Origin of the sequence: Adlercreutzia equolifaciens (assembly GCF_029076695.1) — a bacterium.
GTDB lineage: Bacteria > Actinomycetota > Coriobacteriia > Coriobacteriales > Eggerthellaceae > Adlercreutzia > Adlercreutzia equolifaciens_A.
This window is the reverse complement of record NZ_JARFIK010000002.1, coordinates 455776-473090: the sequence shown is the minus strand read 5'-3', so window position 1 is coordinate 473090 and position 17315 is coordinate 455776. Positions and strand designations below refer to the sequence as shown.

Here is a 17315-nt window from a genome sequence, read left to right as displayed (position 1 = left end):
AACATGGTTCTCTCCCGAGTCTAACTTGCCTATTGTGACACAAAACAACCAAAGGTCAACAAGGCTTTGCGAAAACGACGGCCTCCGCGACACCCCAGCCGACCCATCGCGAGGCGGAGGTTCCCGAATCGGGAGCTTTGGTTCCGCCAGCCGACCCATCGCGGGGCGCAGGCTCCAAGATCGGCGTGTTTGGTATCGTCGAACGGTCTCATCGCGGAACCGAGTTCCAGGATAGGCGCGTTTGGTTCCCCGAGCGCGCCCCTCTGCGACCTCCAGCTGCCAGAATGCAGGCTTTCGGTCCCCCGACGCCGCCCCATCGCGGGGCCAGGTTCCAGGATCGTGGGCTTTGGTTCCCTGGGCGTCGTCGAAAACAGGCCGATTGGTTCCCCTGTCCGGCATAACCCCAGTTCAGATTTCCGCTACCTCAAGGTCGCAGGTACCAAACCCGCTGATTCTGGAACCTACGCAGCCCAACGTTCAGGCACCGAGCAGCGCCACAAGCTCCTTGCGGTTGGCCACGCCGCACTTCTCGTAGATATGGCTCATATGCGCCTTGAAGGTACCCTCGGCAATGAAGAGGTCCTGGCGAATGGCCGGACCGTTCTTCCCCTGGGCCACCAGAGCCAGAATCTCGGTTTCGCGCGGCGTCAGATGATGCCGCGCTGCCAGTTCCTCCACTCGCGCCTCGCGACGCTCTTCGTCGGGCGTCTTCTCCACCAGGCCGCCGGCGTCGAGAATAACGACGCCCCACTTGCTGGCCAGTTCCTTTTCCGACAGTAGGATCAGCGTAGCCGCCAGCACCATGGCCACCACGGCCACAGCCACCAGCACATCCTGGATGCCCTGGCCCATCCCCGCCGTGCCCAGGGCGTCGGTCACTCCCTTGCCCCACACCACGAAAACCTGCTCGGCGCCCTTGATGCCGGCGAACACCACCACTGTCACGCCCAGGCGCTTGGAAATGTCGTACAGAAGCAGGGCCACAATGAGGCTGACCAGGGAATAGCTCATGGAAATCAGGTAGCTGGACACGGTGGCCCCAAAGACCCCCTCGGCCGGCACCAGCAGAAAGCCGCACACCACCAGCACCAAGGGCGACCGGTACAGCGCGCCGATGTTGAAGCGGTTCGAGAAGAAGTAGGCCGAGGCGAACAGCACCGCCATGATGATGGCAGTGGAGAGCGACGAGTGCATGCCCGCCCCCTCAGCCAGCGAAGATTGGCGCAGCCCGTAGGCGAAGGAGTACAGCGCCAGCAGCGCGAAGATCTTCCACGGATAGGAGAACTTGGGGCAGACGCGCGCCGGGCGGTCGGCCGCCGGCAACGCTCGATAGGCCATGCGAATGCACATCAGAGCGCCGAAGGGCAGGCACACCACGGCGAAGGCCATGCGCAAATCGTCAAGACCGCCGCAGAAGAAGGCAAAGACCACGCCCATGAGCTGGGATGCCGTGGTGTACAGGAAAATGCGAATGAGCGACAGAGCGCTGAGCACCTCGGCCCACAGAAGCAGAAAGAGCCCGAAACCGGCCCCTCCCAACACCGCACCGACACTCATAAGGCCGACAGCATGCTGGGGCGCGAAAAGCGTGCCCACGTAGCACAGCGAGGCGGCCGTCATGGCGCCCAGCGACGCCAGGGGCAGACGCGGCGAACCGTTGAGGGGCAGAAGGCGCCGCGCAAACAGAGCCACCGCCAGCGAGGCAACGCAGAAGGCGTAGTCGAACAGATCGTGGGCATCGAAGGGCACACTGTAGCCGTGAGCCGGCGCGGCCACCACCAGCGTGACCCAGGCGCGGGCGCAACCAAGCGCAAACAGATAGGGCACGATGCCCGCCAGGTACAACGAGCGGTCGTCCCTCCCCCTCCGCATCATGTTCAAAAGCTTCCCCATGGCGCGCATTATAGCAAGGTCCAACAGCAATGAACAGGCGAAAGACCCAGCCGCGGGGAGGGGAAAGCGGCTGGGTCTTTCAAGAGGGGGGCGAAGGGAGCCCCGACGAACGCTCCGCGCCTCGGCCGAGTCGCCCGCAAGGTGCATGGAGCGCTCGCGCGGGCCCGAGGGCTGGGGCCGCGGCAGAGGCAGGGCGCCGGCCCGAGGGCTGGGGCTAGGCCCGCGCCGAAGAGCCGGACGCCGTCGGAAGCCTACAGGCCGGCCACCAGCTTGCCGGTGTAGTAACCCGAGGTGATGGCGCGGCCGATGGAGAGGCCCTCGATGTCCATGGGGTAATCCACGCCGCCGAAGAACTGGCCCGAGGCGTTGCCCACGGCGTACAGGCCCTGGATCGGCTCGAACTCGCCGTTCAGGCACTGGTGGTTGCCATCGACCACCAGACCGCCCAGAATAGCCGGCAGCTTGTTGGAGCCGCGCGGGATGGCGTAGTAGGGGCCGCCCTCGATGGGCACCAGGTACTTGGCGGACTTGCCGAAGTCCTCATCGCGACCAGCGGCACACAGCTCGTTGTAGCGGTTCACCGTTTCAGCCAGAGCCGCCGGGTCGATGTTCGTGAGATTCCACTGGTTCTCGGCGGCGTAAGCGTTCATGGCCTCGGCCAGGCCCTCGATGGTGTCGGCGGAAATCCACTTCTCGGGATCCACCTTGTTGTCGCCGTTGTACTGGGAGATGTCGTAGGGGCTTTCGGCTTTCCAATCCTCGTAGTAGTCCTCCCAGTTCGCAGGCACCAGGCTGAAGAACTTGGCAGCCGTGGAGTCCTCGAAGCCGGCCTTCGCCAAATAGGGACGGGCGAAGTTGTTCATGTAGCCCATGCGGCAGCAGGTCTCGTCCATGAAGCGGTTGCCCTCCTGGTCCACGAAGAGGAACGGCATCTCCAGGCGCACCGCCGCGGGCTCGCCGTGGATCATCTTGGTGTGGGTGTGCGGCGTCATGATGGCGCCCGCCCACATGCCGGCGCACAGGGCGCTGCCGTCGCGGAAGTCGGTGAAGAGGCTGAAGCCCTTGGTGTCGGGGGCGTAGTACTCGAGCATCTCGGTGTTGCTGGAGTAGTCGCCGCAGGCCAGGATGACGCCCTTGGCGGCCGTGAACAAGTGGTGCGCACCGTCGGCGTCCTGGCAGATGGCGCCCGTGACGGCCCCGTCGGCGGCCTGCAGCTGCACGCAGGGCATGTTGTAGAAGAACTCGGCACCGGCGGCAGCCAGGCGCTCGGCAATCACCGTGGCGGCCGCGTTGTGGTTGCCCTCCACGTGGAAGTAGGTGTTGGCATGCAGGTGGATGTCATAGCCGTTGTAGGTGAGCACGGCTTCGTGGGGCTTGCTCTCCACGCCGCCCTGAGCGGCCTCATCGGCCCACCAGGCCAAGGCTTCCTGGGAGTGATGCGCCCAGATGTTCACCAAGTCGCGGTTGGAACGGTAGTCGCTCTTCCAGTTGATGAAGCTCACGCAGGCCTGGACAGCGGCCTCGTCGGTTTGGCTGAGATCGATAGAGGCGGCCATGTTGCCCGTGGTCTGGGCCGCGTTGATGTTCTGCACGCAGGCCACGCGAGCGCCCGCCTCCAGCGCGGTGTGCACCGCGGACAGGCCCGACTCACCCGCACCTACCACAACGACGTCGAAGTCGTGGGTCTCGGCGAACTCGGTAATGGGCTCGGGCGCATTCAGGAAGGCCGGCCCGTTGCCGCCTGTGGAAGCCAGGGCAGCCTCGCCGGAAGCGCCGTTGCTGACACGCGGCTGACCGCACCCGGCCAGACCCGCGGCACCGGCCACGCCCAGGGCGGCCAAACCGCCGAACTTGAACAGATCGCGACGAGAAACGTTGGTGGTCATAATGATTCCCTCTCTTTCCTTTGCGCTTGGAGCGTAATGCCCGGGCGCCTCTGCGGGCGCCCCGCGCCCTCCCAGTGATGCCGTCGCTCGGCAGTAGCTGCGGCTGCGGCTTGGTTGCCGCCGCCGATCGGGACTGCCGTGCCTTGCGACGGGCCCCACTATGGACGCCGAGTCAAAATTGCACATCGGAAGACAGGCAAGAAAAAGATTATTCCCCTAATCTTTTTCGTAATCCCCTACTTTGAACTGGGAATATATCAGGAAAGAAAAAGGCACTCCGCAACGCGCTTGCAGAGCTTCAGGAGTTCAGGATGAGAGCGTTTCGGCCCCGAAGTAAAGAACTTCGTGAGCCGAAGTTCCAAGATCGGCGTGTTTGGTATCGTCGGGGACCTCGTCGCGGGACCGAGTTCCAGGATAGGCGCATTTGGTTCCCCGAGCGCGCCCCTCTGCGACCTCCAGCTGCCAGAATGCAGGCTTTCGGTCCCCCGCCGCCGCCCCATAGCCGGGCCAGGTTCCAGGATCGGGGGCTTTGGTTCCCTGGGCGTCGTCAAAAACAGGGCGATTGGTTCCCCTGTCTGGTATAATCCCAGGTCAGATTTCCGCCGCCCCAAGGTCGTAGGTACCAAACCCGCAAATTCTGGAACCTACCACCTCAGCTCTTGCCAGCTGACCCCTTCGAGGGGCCGCCTGGGTGCGGTAGGCACACCTCTTGTCACTATCCCCTTTTCGCCGGACTACTTCGGCGCGACGGTTACAACTCTTGCCAATCGCCCTTTTTCGCCAGCCTACTTCGGAAAACCTGCCAAAAGAACGCGGCTGGCAAGAGGGAAAGGGCCGCGCTGATCGCGCTCAGCGGTCTTCGTAAAACATTTTCCCAGGTGAGCATTGAGAGAAATTGCGATATGCGTCAGCGAGCTCTTGCCAAACGCCCGATTTTGGCATGCTTTCGCAAAACGTGCGTCAAAAAGAGCCACTTGGCAAGAGGCGACCGGCCCGGCGAGGCTCCCTAAGCCAGCAAGCCTCTCAGCCCTCTCAACCCTCTCAGCCGTCGGAGCCCCAGGGACCAGTAGGGAGTCCCCGAGCTCGCTTGGCCCCTGAGCCTGGCAGCCTCCTAGTGCAGGAACATGGCGTCGCCGAAGGAGAGGAGACGATAGCGCTCGTCGATGGCGTGCTGGTAGGCGGTCATGATGTTCTCGCGGCTGGAGAAGGCGCTGACCAGCATCATGAGCGTTGACTTCGGCACATGGAAGTTCGTGATGAGGGCGTCTACCACATGGAACTGGTAGCCCGGCAGGATGTACAGGCTCGTGGCCTCGCGATCGCGCGCCACCAGGGCGCCCTCCCCCGCCGCCCCATCGACGATAGCCTCATCCGACGTAGCTGCGGCCCCCTCCGCGGCATCCGCGCCAGCGCCGGTGGTCGGCCCAGCGCCAACGTCCCAATCCGCGTCCGCCGACGCAGCCTTCGCCGCGCCTTCCGCATCCGCGGCTTCCTCCGTGGCATCCGAGCCAGCGGCCGCGCCCTTGCCCGCGCCGCCGGCCGTCGGGTCCCAGGCACTTTCCAGGCTGCGTACGCTGGTGGTACCCACGGCGATGACGCGCTTGCCGGCAGCGTGGGCGGCGTTCACCGCGTCCACCGTAGCCTGAGGCACCGTGTAGAACTCCGTATGAATGACGTGGTCAGCGGGGTTCTCCTCGTCCACCACGCGGAAGGTGTCAAGGCCCACCTCCAGCTCCACCGTGGCCCAGCCGATACCCGCCTCGCGCAAACGCTCGATGAGCTGGGGCGTGAAGTGCAGCCCCGCTGTAGGGGCGGCCGCGGAGCTTTCCCGGCGGGAGTACACCGTCTGGTACAGCTCCTCGTCGCCGGCATAATCCTTGATGTAGGGCGGCAGCGGCGTGTGGCCCACGGCGTGCAGCGCCTCGTCCAGCGAGGGCAGCGGCGTGGTCAGCTTCGCCACGCGCTCGCCCTTCTGCGCCCCCTTCGCCCAGTCGATGATCTCGGCCGACAGTACGACCTCGCCCTCGGCGTTGGTGAAGTCCACCACGGCCCCCGATCCCGGCTTCAGGCGCTTGCCGGGGCGCACGAGCACCTCCCAGAAGGCCACGCGGTTCGTACGCGGCTCAGGACCGCCGCATTCGCGCAGCAGGAACACCTCGGCCGCCCCGCCCGTGCCGCGCTTGGCGCCCAGAAGGCGCGCCGGCATGACGCGGGTCTCGTTGGCCACCAGCAAATCGCCCGGCTCCAGGTACTCGATAATGTCGCGGAAGATGCGATCCTCCACTTCCCCGCTTTGGCGGTCCATCACTAGCAGACGGCACTCGTCGCGCACCGCCGCCGGCTCCTGGGCGATAAGCTCCTCGGGCAAGTTGTAGTCGAAATCATCCGTTCTCATGGAATCGCTCCTTAGCATTTTCGTTCGGCGGTATACTACCACGATCAACTAGGTAAAGCCGCAGCGTTCCCGACGGAGGGAGAGGGCTCTGCGGCGGTGTCTGAGCGCCCCGCGGAGAACGCGGCCGTTAAGAAACAGATTCCACTTCGCCAGCATAAGGCCAGGGATAGTACCGACTTATGGGCATCATCTTCTCTGTTTCTTTTTGCCGCATTCGCAGCGGGAAAAGCGCGAAGTCTCCGCCGCAGAGCCCTCTCCCTCCGTCGGGAACCCTCGGAGACTCCCAGGAGGAACCATGACCGACACCCAGCGCCCCTACCGCGCTATCTGCTTCGACCTCGACGGCACGCTTCTGCCCATGGACTTGGACGAGTTCATGCAAAGCTACTTCAAGATCATCTACGACTTCATGTCCACCCGCGGCATCGACGGCGGCGCGTTTCTGGAGGCGCTCCAGCGGGGCACCCGCGCCATGGTCGTGCACGACGACGGCGCCACCAACGAGGAAGCCTTCTGGACCGAGTTCTTCAAGCACGCAGACCCGGAGGCCGCCGACTGGGAGGCCCTGCTCACCGAGTTCTACGAAGGTCCCTTCGGGGAGCTGGGAGCCGGCGTGACGCCCAACCCGGCAACGGCCCAGGCCCTGGAAACACTGCGGGCCAAGGGCTACCCGCTGGTGCTCACCACCATGCCCATGTTCCCGCCCCAGGCCGTGCGCTGGCGCCTGCAGTGGGCCGGCGTAGACCCGGACTGGCTCGAGCGCCTGACCACCTACGACAACTCCACCACCGTGAAACCTCAACCGCGCTATTACGCCGAGAACGTGGCGGCCCTAGGCGTGAACGGCGACGACGTCCTGATGGTGGGCAATAACACGGTGGAGGACCTGGCCTTCATGGACATCGGCGCCGACGGCTACCTGATCACCGACTGGCTGCTCGACCCCACGGAAGGCTTTGACCTTGACCGCGTGAAGCACGGCTCCATGGAGGACTTCGCTCGCTGGGTGGAAACCTTGCCTCCCTGCGCCAATCCGGCCACGGACATCGACCCTGGGTCCATCGCCCGCGCCACCGCCGAGGCGGTGCTGGCCGCCAACACCACGGCCGCCGCGGACGCCGAGGCCGCCGCGCGCTACGCCCGCTCCTCGGCCGACAACGCCCCCTTCCCCGCCACCGCAAAGGAGTAGCCATGGCCCTGTTCGACTGCACCTGCGACGCCCAGAGCGGCAATGCCCGCGCCCTTACCTACACCACCGCCCACGGCGACTTCCACACCCCCATGTTCATGCCCGTGGGCACCTCGGCCACGGTGAAGGGCATCACCGTGGACCAGCTGCACGATCTGGGGGCCCAGGTGGTGCTGGCGAATACCTACCACCTGGCCATGCGCCCCGGCGCGGACCTCATCGAGGAGGCCGGGGGCATCCATCGCTTCATGAACTACGACGGCCCCATGCTCACCGACTCCGGCGGATTCCAGGTGTTCTCGCTGGCCGACACCGTGAAGCTGTCCGACGACGGCGTCACCTTCCAGTCCATCTACGACGGCAGCAAGATCCACTGGACGCCCGAGGAGAACATGGCCATCCAGGAAAAGATCGGCGCCGACATTGCCATGCAGCTGGATCAGTGCGCCCCCTACCCCGCCACCCGCGAGTTCGTGGCGAAGGCCGTGGACTACTCCAGCATGTGGGCGAAGCGCTGCCTGGCGGCCCACGCGCGTCCCGACCAGACGCTCTTCGGCATCGTCCAGGGCGGCATGCACTTGGACCTGCGCCTGGAGAGCGTGCGCCGTTTGCGCGAGATCGAGGATGAATCCCTGGCCGCAGGCGGCCGTCGCTTCGGTGGCTACGGCATTGGCGGCTATTCGGTGGGCGAAGACCACGAGACCATGTTCGAGACCCTGGGCGAAGTGGCTCGCGCCTGCCCCGAGGACCGTCCCCGCTACCTCATGGGCGTGGGCAATCCTACCACGCTGGTGCGTGCTGTGCGCGAGGGCGTGGACATGTTCGACTGCGTGCTGCCCACCCGCACCGCCCGCATGGGCACGGCGTTTTCCAGCACGGGTCGCATGAACATGCGCAATGCGAAGTACATCCACGATTTCGGCCCTCTGGACCCGGCCTGCGACTGCCCCACCTGCCGCAACTACTCGCGCTCCTACCTGCGCCACCTGGTGAAACAGAACGAGATGCTGGGCGCCATCCTTATTTCCGTGCACAACCTGCACTTCCTGCTGGACCTCATGCGCCGCGCCCGCGAGGCCGTGTTGGCCGATGCCTACGAGGATTTCTACCAGCAGTGGATGGACAGCGACGCTGCCGCCGACTACTAGGGCTCGTTTCAAACCTGAGCAGTTTCGTCAAGTTACAGAAAGATAAACGCATTGTTACGAAACGTTGACATTCATCTACAGAACGTCAACGAGTAAAACGCAGCCCTGACAGCACTCTGACGAGTGGTTAAACTAAACTCCAACGACGAACAGACGGATGTATCTTTCGAAGAGGAGAAGAGAGAGAGCGCCACCCTCCGGCGTGCCCCGTCTTTGCATGAAAGGAAAAAGCCATGAGCGAGACGCTTGCAGATAAACTGGCCCCCTATGGCATCGACTACGTTGACGCCATGGATCGCTTCGGCGACAACGCCGACTTGTACGAACGACTGGCCATGAAGTACCTGGACGACAGTCACCTGGTAGCCCTGCAGGCCGCCATTGAGGCCCACGACTTCTCCGACGGCTACAGCGAGGCCCACGCCCTCAAGGGCGTTGCCGGCAACCTGTCCTTCAAGGATCTGTACGAAACCGCCACCTTGGTGTCCGACGCCCTGTACGCCGGCGAGTCCGAGGCCGCCATCAAGTACCTGCCGCAGGTTGAAGCCGCCCACAAGAAGGTTATCGAGGGCCTGCTTGCCTGGCAGGACGGCACGCTCTAAGCGCTTCTCTTCCGCCCACACCTCCTGACGATACAAAAACGGCGAGCCCACGGCTCGCCGTTTTTGTTGCTCTCTCCCTGACCACTTGGCCTTTCGGGTCCCCGTCCGAGAGACCGATCGGTGCCAGGGGCTCAGCCGTGCGGTGCGTCGACGCTCTTCCGCTACTCCGTCGCACCTACGCCAACCGCGCATAGCTCAAGTTGATCCAGCCACCGCTGTCCAGCTGACCCCAGCCTTGGCTCACCTTTACCACACGCACCTTCTGGTTATAGGAAAGACCGCCCAGGATGGAGGCCGACGTGGAGGCCTTCGCACGTATGAACAGGCCGTTATCCGAAGTCACTACGTAGGTGCCCTTCTTCGCCTTGGTCCACTTCGCATACACCGTGCGGTTCTTCGTCACGGTCAGCTTCGTAGTGGTCTTGGTAAGCTTCTTGTCGGTGCACCAGCCGACAAAGACGTAGCCCGCCCGCGTGGGGTTCTTGAGCGCCAGCACGCCGCCGTACTTCGCGGGGTTGGCGCTGTTGTTCTTGCCGCCGTTCAGCTTGTACGTGACCTTGTAGTTCTTGTACCACTTGGCGTACAGCGTCACCTTCCCGTTCGATGCATTGGCCGCCGACACCTTCGTCACCTTCTTGGTGAGCTTCTTGTCGGTATACCACCCGCCGAAGGTGTAGCCGGAGCGCGTGGGGCTCTTGAGCGTCAGCGTGCCCGTGGCCTTAGCGGGGTTGCTCTTGTGGTTCTTGCCGCCGTTGAGCACGTAAGCTACCTTGAACGAGGTGGCCGCCGGTTTCGCCGGAGCAGGCTCGGCAGGAGCCGTCGTGCCACTCTCGGCAAAGTTGAGATAGGCGAAGTTCACGTCGCAGTAGGTTTTCGGGGTGCCCTCCACCTTGCCGATGCAGGTGAATTGCCAAATATCCGTGCCCTCCACCTCGGAGCTGGTGGTAGCGGCATAGCGGGCTACCCAGCGCGACCAGCCGTTCTTCTTCATGGTGGCCGGATCGAACACGGGGTCGTCGTTCTTGAGCACGGTGTTGAACCAGTACTGGTTGGCGTAGATGCCCACGGAGTATCCGGCGTTCTGGAGCACCGAGCAGAACTCCTTGGCGATGGCTCCCAAGGTGCCGCGCTTCAAACTCTCTTGAGACTTGTCCTCCAAATCCAAATACACCGGCAAAGCAAGATCGGCGGGCTTGATGCCGTTCTCTTGCAGAATGCGCAGCACGTGCTGGGCCTCGTTGGTGGCCGAGGGAGCCGCGCCCGTGGCCTTAGGAGCATAGGAGTACAGATAGACGCCCACTTGCAGCCCCGCGGCTTTGGCGCCGCGGTAGTTTTCGGCGAACCACTGATCGTCCTGGTTGGCGTAGTCGCTGCCATAGCCGCAGCGAATAAGGGCGAAGGTGACGCCCTCGGACTTCACCTTCTGCCAATCGATGGCACCGTACTTGGTACCGCCGGGCTGGTTGTTGTGGGCCGACACGTCGATGCCCACGGCCAGCGATCCGGGCACCTTGATGATGGTGTCCTTGGAGGTAGGGGTCTTGCGCACGGTGTAGGTGGAGATGCCGTTGGGCTTGGTCCAGGTGGAGCTGATATCCAAATCGCCCTGGCCCAAATCGCTCCAGGCGCCGAAGGAGTCGAAGCCGAGGCTGCCCGCCGTCTCGCTGAGCACATCGTTGGGGTAGCCGTTGGTAAAGCGCCAACTGTTCGCCTTAACGCCGTTGGCCTGCTCCCCCTCCACGGGCGGCAGATTCTTGTTGTCCTGCACCACGTCCATGACCGCATCCATCCAGGAACTGGCCTGGGCAGACTCGTCGGCCACGGCAACCGCGGGAACCAAGGCGCTGACCAGCGCGCCGGTCAGCAGGATTTTGAGTGTCTTCTGCATTGATGGTCCTTTTACACTCGTCCGCTATGTTCCGCTCACGCCCTTCGGGCGGTTTCGCTTCTTTTATGCCGGCAGCGAGGACGGTCTCCTGCGTCCCCTGCCGCACCATCCGCGCCTTGCGGGATGACTGCCAGCGCGCTGCCGGGGCTGACCCGTCGCAGCTTTCGTGCCGGCTAGGCCTTCTTCAGGTAGCTCAGGCTGACCCAACCACGGCCATCGCTCAGTTTACCCCAGCCCTTGCTGGTTTTGCTAATGAGCACCTTCTTGTTATAGGCGAGCGAGCCGGTAATGGCGGCACTGGTAGAGGCGGTCTTGCGAATGTTCAGGCCGCTCTTAGCCGTCACCTTGTAGTAGACGCCGGTCAGCTTGGTCCACTTGGCGTACACGGTGCGGTTCTTCGTCACCGTCAAGTTGGTCACCTTGGTCTTGAACTTCGCGTCGGTGTACCAGCCCTTGAACACATAGCCGGAGCGCGTGGGGTTCTTCAGCGCCAGCGTGCCGCCGTACTTCGCGGGGTTGGCACTGTTGTTCTTGCCGCCGTTCAGCTTGTACGTGATCTTGTAGTTTTTATACCACTTGGCGTAGACCGTCACCTTGTTGTTCTTGGTGTTCGCAGCCGTCAGCTTCGTGACCTTGGTCTTGAACGTCTTCTCCAGGTACCAGCCGCCGAAGGTGTAGCCCGAACGAGTGGGGTTCTTCAGCGTCAGGGTTCCTCCGAACTGCGACAGGTTGCCGCTGACGTTCTTGCCGCCGTTCAGCTGATAGGTAACGGTATGCGGCTGGGACCACTTGGCGTAGACCGTCACTTTGTTGTCGGTGGTGTGGCTGGCCGTGAGCTTCGTTACCTTCGTGGTGCACTCCGCATCGGTGTGCCACCCGTCGAACTGGTAGGCCGAGCGCGTGGGACTCTTCAGCGTCAGCGACGTGTAGAACGAGCTTACGTTTGAGGCGTGGTTCGTGCCGCCGTTGAGCACGTAGGTCACCTTATAGGGCTGGGTCCACTTCGCGTAGACCGTGGCGTTTTTCTTGGACAGCGAGGTAACAGGCGTGGTCAGAGCCGCATCCGAGAACCAGCCGTCAAAGCGGTAGCCCGAGCGCACCGGAGTGGGCAGCGTCAGCGTGCCCGTGTACACCACGGGATTGGGAGCATAGAGCGTGCCACCGTTGAGCTGGTACTTCACCTGATAGGTTTTAGCCGCCGTGCCGAACTCCACGTAGGAGAAGTTCACATCGCAGTACTTGCGGGAGGTGCCGGCCACCGTGCCCACCGAAGTGAACTGCCACAGGTCCGTAGACTCTACCCCCGAGGAACTGGATCCCCAGGAATAGCGCGCCACCCAACGCGACCAGCCGTTTTTCTTCATGGTGGCAGCGCTGAAGCGCGTGTCGGTCAGCACATTGTTGAACCAGTCCTGGTTAGCGTAGATGCCCACCGTGTAGCCCTTGGCCTGCAGCTGCGTGCAGAAGGCCTCGGCAATGTCTCCGATAGTCTTCTTGGCCAGCTTGCGCTGGGTGGCATCCTCCATATCGAAGTACACCGGCAGCTCCAAATCAGCTGGACCGAGGCCCGCCTTGCTCATCTGGTCGAGCACCAGGTTCACCTCGTGGCCTACCGAATTGACGCCGGAGCTTTTCGTGTTAAGGGCACGCGAGTAGATGTAGACGCCCACCTTGATGCCGGCCGCCTTGGCCCCCTGGATGTTCTGCACGAACCAAGGGTCGTAGAACCCGGTGGCCGAAGTAGAGCCATCGCCGGCGCGGATAATGGCGAAGGTGATGCCGTCGGCCTTCATCTTCTTCCAATCGATGGCCGTGTACTTGCCGCCGCTCTCGTTGTTGAAATAGGAGATGTCGACGCCCACTTCCTTGACCCCGGGCACGGCAATGACCGTGTCCTTATCGGTGGGGTTCTTGCGGTAGGCGTAGGATTGCACGCCGAAGGGGTTGGACCAGGTGGCGCGATAGCCGTCGTCCACATCGGTGAAGGCGCCCATGAGGGCGATGCCCGCTTCTTCGGCCTGTTCCAACAGGTAGTTCTGGGGATAGCCGTCGGTGAAGCGCCAGCTTTGGGCAGGGCTCTCCTGAGCCGCCACCGGAGCCGCTGCCGAGGCATCTTGGCCATCGGCGGCAAAGGCGGCCGTGGGCACCAGGGCCAACACCAACAGCGCGGAAAGAGACAGTCGAAGTGCTTTTGAGTTCATTGAGGCTTCCTTTTACACTCGATTGACACCGACGGCAATTTCGTCAGCAAAGTGCAAGCATGGTAGCATTTTTCTCGAACGGGCCGCAACCGATTCGCAATCTTAACGAGGGAAAGCTACAAAAACCGTGCTTACCTGAACAGGGGTTCTTGCAAAAAAAGCGAGCCGGTTTCCCGGCTCGCTTCACCATGCAATCTCTGAATTACCCGAAGGCGTCCGCCGCAGCGCGGGACTGAGAAAAGCGCTCCTCCCCTAGTAGGTCCACACCTTCGTGCCGCTGGGGATGTTGCGGTTGATCCACTTGGCATTGGACAGGGCCAGGCGCACGCAGCCGTGAGAGGCGTTGATGCCCAAGCGTCCGTCCTGGATGGACGTTTGGGAATGCGGGTTGTACAGCACGCTGTGGAACAGGTAGTTGCCGTAGAACTGCGTCCAGTACCAGCAGGAATAGCCCTTTTCCTCACCGAAGGACAGGCCGCGGCTTCCAATGGTGAACTTGCCGCGCACCGTACGGGAGCCCCAGGCGCCCGTGGTGCACTTCCAGTACTTGTACACCTGCCAATTGCCTTTCTGCCCCTTGAGAATTTCCACGCGATTCTTCGTGGTGTCCACCAGGATGAGCCACTTCGTGGCCGAGCTTTGGCTCTGGGCCTTGGCGGCCATGGTCATCTGGGTGTTCATCTCGGTGCCGGACTTCGTGGTAATGCGGGCGCTGTTGCGGTTCGCCTTCGTGTTGTACTTCTTGTTCGTTGCCTTGCTGGATTTCTTCACCAGCTTCACCTGGTAGGCCTTCACCTTGGCCAGCTTGGGGGCACCCACCACCGCACCGTTGGTGCCCCAGCCGGTCCAGCCCAGGCCCACCAAATACACGCGGTAGTACAGGTTGTACGTCTTGGCCAGGGTGCCCGTCAGCTTCACCTGCATGCCCTGCACCGCCGTAGAAGCCTTGCTCGTACCGGCGGACGTGCCATTGGCCTTCCAGGCCGACCAGCCCTTATTGGCCTGGTAAACACGGTACTTGATGGAGCCGGAAATGTTCTTGCACTTGTTGTAGATGCGGATGGCCGTGATAGGACTCGTAGTGATCTTCTTGCCCATGAGCTGGCCCATGGCGGCCTTCTGCCACTTTCCGCCCTGCTTCGAGGCGGTGATGAAGGACACCGTCACCTTCTTCGGCTTGGACGGCGCGGGCTTTGTCGGCGTGGTGGGCGTAGTGGGCTTGCTGGTGTCGGGCGTGGACGGCGGCGTCACCGGGGTGTCGGCACCGGGGGTATCCGGGGTATCGGCACCGGGGGTATCCGGGGTATCGGTGCCCGGGGTATCGGGCGTGTCCGTGTCCGGGGTGTCAGGCGTGTCGGGCGTAGCCTCGCCCGCGTCCGTGCTGGGCGCGTCGGGCGTGGTTTGACCCGCGTCCTGGTCGGGCGTAGTTACGGCTCCCGGCGTGTTGGCATCCGTGCCGTCGGCCGCATCAGCAGCCAAGGCCGTTGCCGGACAGAGCGATACGGCCAGCATACCGGCCAACCCCAGCGCTACACAGCGCTTCCAGAAAGACAGAGCAGTAGATTCCATGACAACCTTTCGCTTTCATTGCTAGCTCAACGGCTCCCCCGCCGTCATAGTTCATAACCTGGCATTATAGTCTCGTTTCCCCGCTCGCCACAACCCATAGTTATCGCGATGTGGGAAACCCTGCTAACCCTTCTTCACCATATCGGCATGCACGCCATCGATGGCCTGCACCAAGGCGGCCAGCTTGCCGTACTGGCCGCAGGCGGAACTCATGACCGACAGCACGTAGGGATGTCCGTCCACCAGCACCACACCGGCATCGTTCTGCACGTTGTAGCCGCCCCCGGGAAACCAGCCGGGCTTCGTGCGCGTGGGCGTGGTCAGGGCCCGATCAATAAACGAATTCAACGGATGCGCGTGCAGACCGCGCACCTTGGCCGAACGGCTGTTGGTCTCGCGATAGTAGTACCAGTAGGTGCCGATCCACAGCTTCGCCAGCGTGCGAGAGGAGAGGTAGGTATAGTTGCGATTGCCGTTCATCTCGGCGGACGAGATGCCGCAGTAGGCCATCATCTTGAGCATGGGGCTGTGGCCGAACCGGCTTCGCAGGCTTGCGTACCCCTCGTTACTGGACACTTTGATGGTGCTGCTCATGGTGCCGTAGGCCGAGGCGGCGCTGCTGGGGCGGTACTTGTTGACCGCCGCCACGTAGGGGCCCTTGATGGTGCTGGCGCTGTACTGCACCTTCCCCGGATTGTAGCTGATGCCGGCCCCCGTGGTCAGATCCATCATGACGAAGCTGAGCTTGTAGCGACTAAGGGCCTTGATGGCCTTCTGCAGCTTTTTGCCCGCCGAGGAATTAAGCGAGTACGAGGTGCCGAACACCTTGAGGCCACTGCCCTTGGCCTTCGCGATGGCCTTGATAAGCTGCGGGCGCGTCTTGCCGCCCTGGGCGTAGAAGTACTCGGCGCTGGACTGACCGGCCGAGAAGTAGCGGTTATCACGGGAGCCGGGGGCTGCCGAGCCCTTCTTCACTACTTTCACCTGATAACCGCGCACCGACGCCAGCTTGCGGGCGCCCACGGACTCGCCGTTCTTGCCCCAGCCCGTCCAGCCGTAGCCCACCACGTTGGCGCGATAGTAGATGGCGTACTGCTGGGCCAGCTTGCCCGTCAGCTTGATGCGCAGGGCCTGCACGGGAGCGGAACTTTTCTTCAGGCCGGCCGTGGCGCCGTCGCGCACCAGATCGGTCCAGCCCTTGCCCGCCAGGTACACCCGGTAGACCACCGATCCGGACACGGAGCTTTTCACCGAGAGGCGCAGGGCCGTCACCGCGTTCGAGCCTGTGGTGCGGCCGGCCTTGGCAGGAGCCTTCACCGCCTTCCAGCCGGATTGCCCCACCTGGGTCGTCTTGCAGGTGATGACCGGGGCGGCAGGAGCCGCGGGAGTTGTGGGAGCCGCGGGGGTAGAGGGATCTGCGGGTTCAGAAGGCTCGGGGGCAACGGGCTCATCGGCAACCGAAACCGCCGCGGCCGCCGTCGTGGACGAAACCTCTTCTGCAGCGAAGGCCGCCACGGGGCACAGAGCCGCCGTCAGCACCACCATCAGTGCGGCAAGGATAATGCACTTGCTCACTCGTTTTACCATAGCAGCGGCGTCGCGCGCCTTCCTCCTTCAGGAATCGGAAACCCAGCGAAAAGCCGTGCCGACCCCACCAGAGGCGACACGAACAGAATAAGCTTTTCTCAGGCTGTAGATTACCAAGGAAAAACGGCGCTCTTGACGTTTCTCGACCAAATGGGCAGAAGCCCAGCGGTCGATGGCGGCCGCCTACCGCCGTCGCCGAAAAAAAGAACGCGGCCGGGATGCCCCGGCCGCGAACGGTTTAAATCTCGATGCGCTCGAACATGTCGCGCGGCGCCCCGCAGATGGGACACACAAAGTCCTCGGGTAATCCGTCCGGATAGCCCTCCTCCACGTAACCGCAGATCATGCAGCGCCAGGCCACGCGCTTGCCCGCGGCCGGAGCCTCGGGGGCTGCCGCATCCGCCGCCGCAGGAACCGCAGCCGCGGAGTTCTCCGGATCGCCCTCGGGATTGTAGCTGGCCGCCTTCGCCGGCGTCTTGCCGCCCTTCACCGCATGATAGTAGGCATAGGTCAGCGGATCGCCCGTGCCCAGCACCTCGCTTTCCTCCACGGTGCCGACGAACAGATAGTGGGTGCCCACGTCGATGGTCTCGGTGACGCGCACCGAGAAATGGGCCAGACCGTGGGCCGTGACATAGGGAATGTCCGCGCTGTCGACACTGTATTCGCAGGCAGCGAACTTATCGGTGTCGGCGCTGGTATGGAACCCGAAGGTGCCGATAAGCTCCATGGGTGCGTCCTGGGACAGGACGGTAGCGGCGTAGCGGCCCGTTTCCAGAATGGCCGCCGTGGTGGCGTTTTCCTTGTTAAGCGACACGGTTACCGTGGGCGGCTCGGAGGCCACCTGCAGAAACGTGTTGACAACGCAGCCCATCTTGCGGTCGCCCACATGGGAGGTGATAAGGTACAAGCCCGAGCTCAAAGAGCGAAAAGCCTTGCGATCGATCATAACGGTTC

General features: G+C 63.2%; 11 protein-coding genes. 3 read left to right on the top strand and 8 right to left on the bottom strand.

Going from position 1 to position 17315, the window contains the following annotated elements; all coding sequences use genetic code 11:
• Positions 1-477: 477 nt before the first annotated feature.
• From PZH32_RS07750 to PZH32_RS07740, 3 genes are all read right to left on the bottom strand, one after another.
• Entirely contained in the window at positions 478-1893 is a 1416-nt protein-coding gene (locus PZH32_RS07750; protein WP_275207363.1) for a response regulator transcription factor, read from the bottom strand.
• 251 nt (positions 1894-2144) lie between these two features.
• Positions 2145-3779 (bottom strand): FAD-dependent oxidoreductase, encoded by a 1635-nt coding sequence (locus PZH32_RS07745; protein WP_275207362.1) that lies wholly within the window; start codon positions 3777-3779, stop codon positions 2145-2147.
• Between the two features lie 1111 nt (positions 3780-4890).
• Positions 4891-6174: an S-adenosylmethionine:tRNA ribosyltransferase-isomerase gene (locus PZH32_RS07740; RefSeq protein ID WP_275207361.1), complete on the bottom strand. Its 1284-nt coding sequence runs from the start codon at positions 6172-6174 to the stop codon at positions 4891-4893.
• Between the two features lie 295 nt (positions 6175-6469).
• Between PZH32_RS07740 and PZH32_RS07735 the strand changes: the two genes are divergently transcribed.
• From PZH32_RS07735 to PZH32_RS07725, 3 genes are all read left to right on the top strand, one after another.
• Positions 6470-7363 carry an HAD family hydrolase gene (locus tag PZH32_RS07735; protein ID WP_275207360.1) on the top strand — a complete coding sequence of 298 codons (894 nt, stop codon included), beginning with the start codon at positions 6470-6472 and terminating at the stop codon, positions 7361-7363.
• Between the two features lie 2 nt (positions 7364-7365).
• Complete coding sequence (tgt, locus tag PZH32_RS07730) at positions 7366-8511, top strand: tRNA guanosine(34) transglycosylase Tgt (protein WP_275207358.1); 1146 nt, start codon at positions 7366-7368, stop codon at positions 8509-8511.
• A gap of 233 nt (positions 8512-8744) precedes the next feature.
• Complete coding sequence (locus PZH32_RS07725; RefSeq protein ID WP_275207357.1) at positions 8745-9113, top strand: Hpt domain-containing protein; 369 nt, start codon at positions 8745-8747, stop codon at positions 9111-9113.
• 175 nt (positions 9114-9288) lie between these two features.
• On the opposite strand, the gene PZH32_RS07720 is transcribed toward PZH32_RS07725, so the two are convergent.
• The 5 genes from PZH32_RS07720 to PZH32_RS07700 form a co-directional block, all read right to left on the bottom strand.
• On the bottom strand, positions 9289-11001 hold the full coding sequence (locus PZH32_RS07720; RefSeq protein ID WP_275207355.1) for an InlB B-repeat-containing protein: 1713 nt from the start codon (positions 10999-11001) through the stop codon (positions 9289-9291).
• 173 nt (positions 11002-11174) lie between these two features.
• Positions 11175-13202, bottom strand: a complete 2028-nt coding sequence (locus PZH32_RS07715) for an InlB B-repeat-containing protein (RefSeq protein WP_275207353.1) — start codon at positions 13200-13202, stop codon at positions 11175-11177.
• A 252-nt stretch (positions 13203-13454) separates the two neighbouring features.
• Positions 13455-14771 carry a L,D-transpeptidase family protein gene (locus PZH32_RS07710; protein WP_275207351.1) on the bottom strand — a complete coding sequence of 439 codons (1317 nt, stop codon included), beginning with the start codon at positions 14769-14771 and terminating at the stop codon, positions 13455-13457.
• A 123-nt stretch (positions 14772-14894) separates the two neighbouring features.
• On the bottom strand, positions 14895-16346 hold the full coding sequence (locus PZH32_RS07705; RefSeq protein WP_275207350.1) for a hypothetical protein: 1452 nt from the start codon (positions 16344-16346) through the stop codon (positions 14895-14897).
• Between the two features lie 250 nt (positions 16347-16596).
• Positions 16597-17307 (bottom strand): flavin reductase, encoded by a 711-nt coding sequence (locus PZH32_RS07700; RefSeq protein WP_275207349.1) that lies wholly within the window; start codon positions 17305-17307, stop codon positions 16597-16599.
• Positions 17308-17315 lie beyond the last annotated feature (8 nt).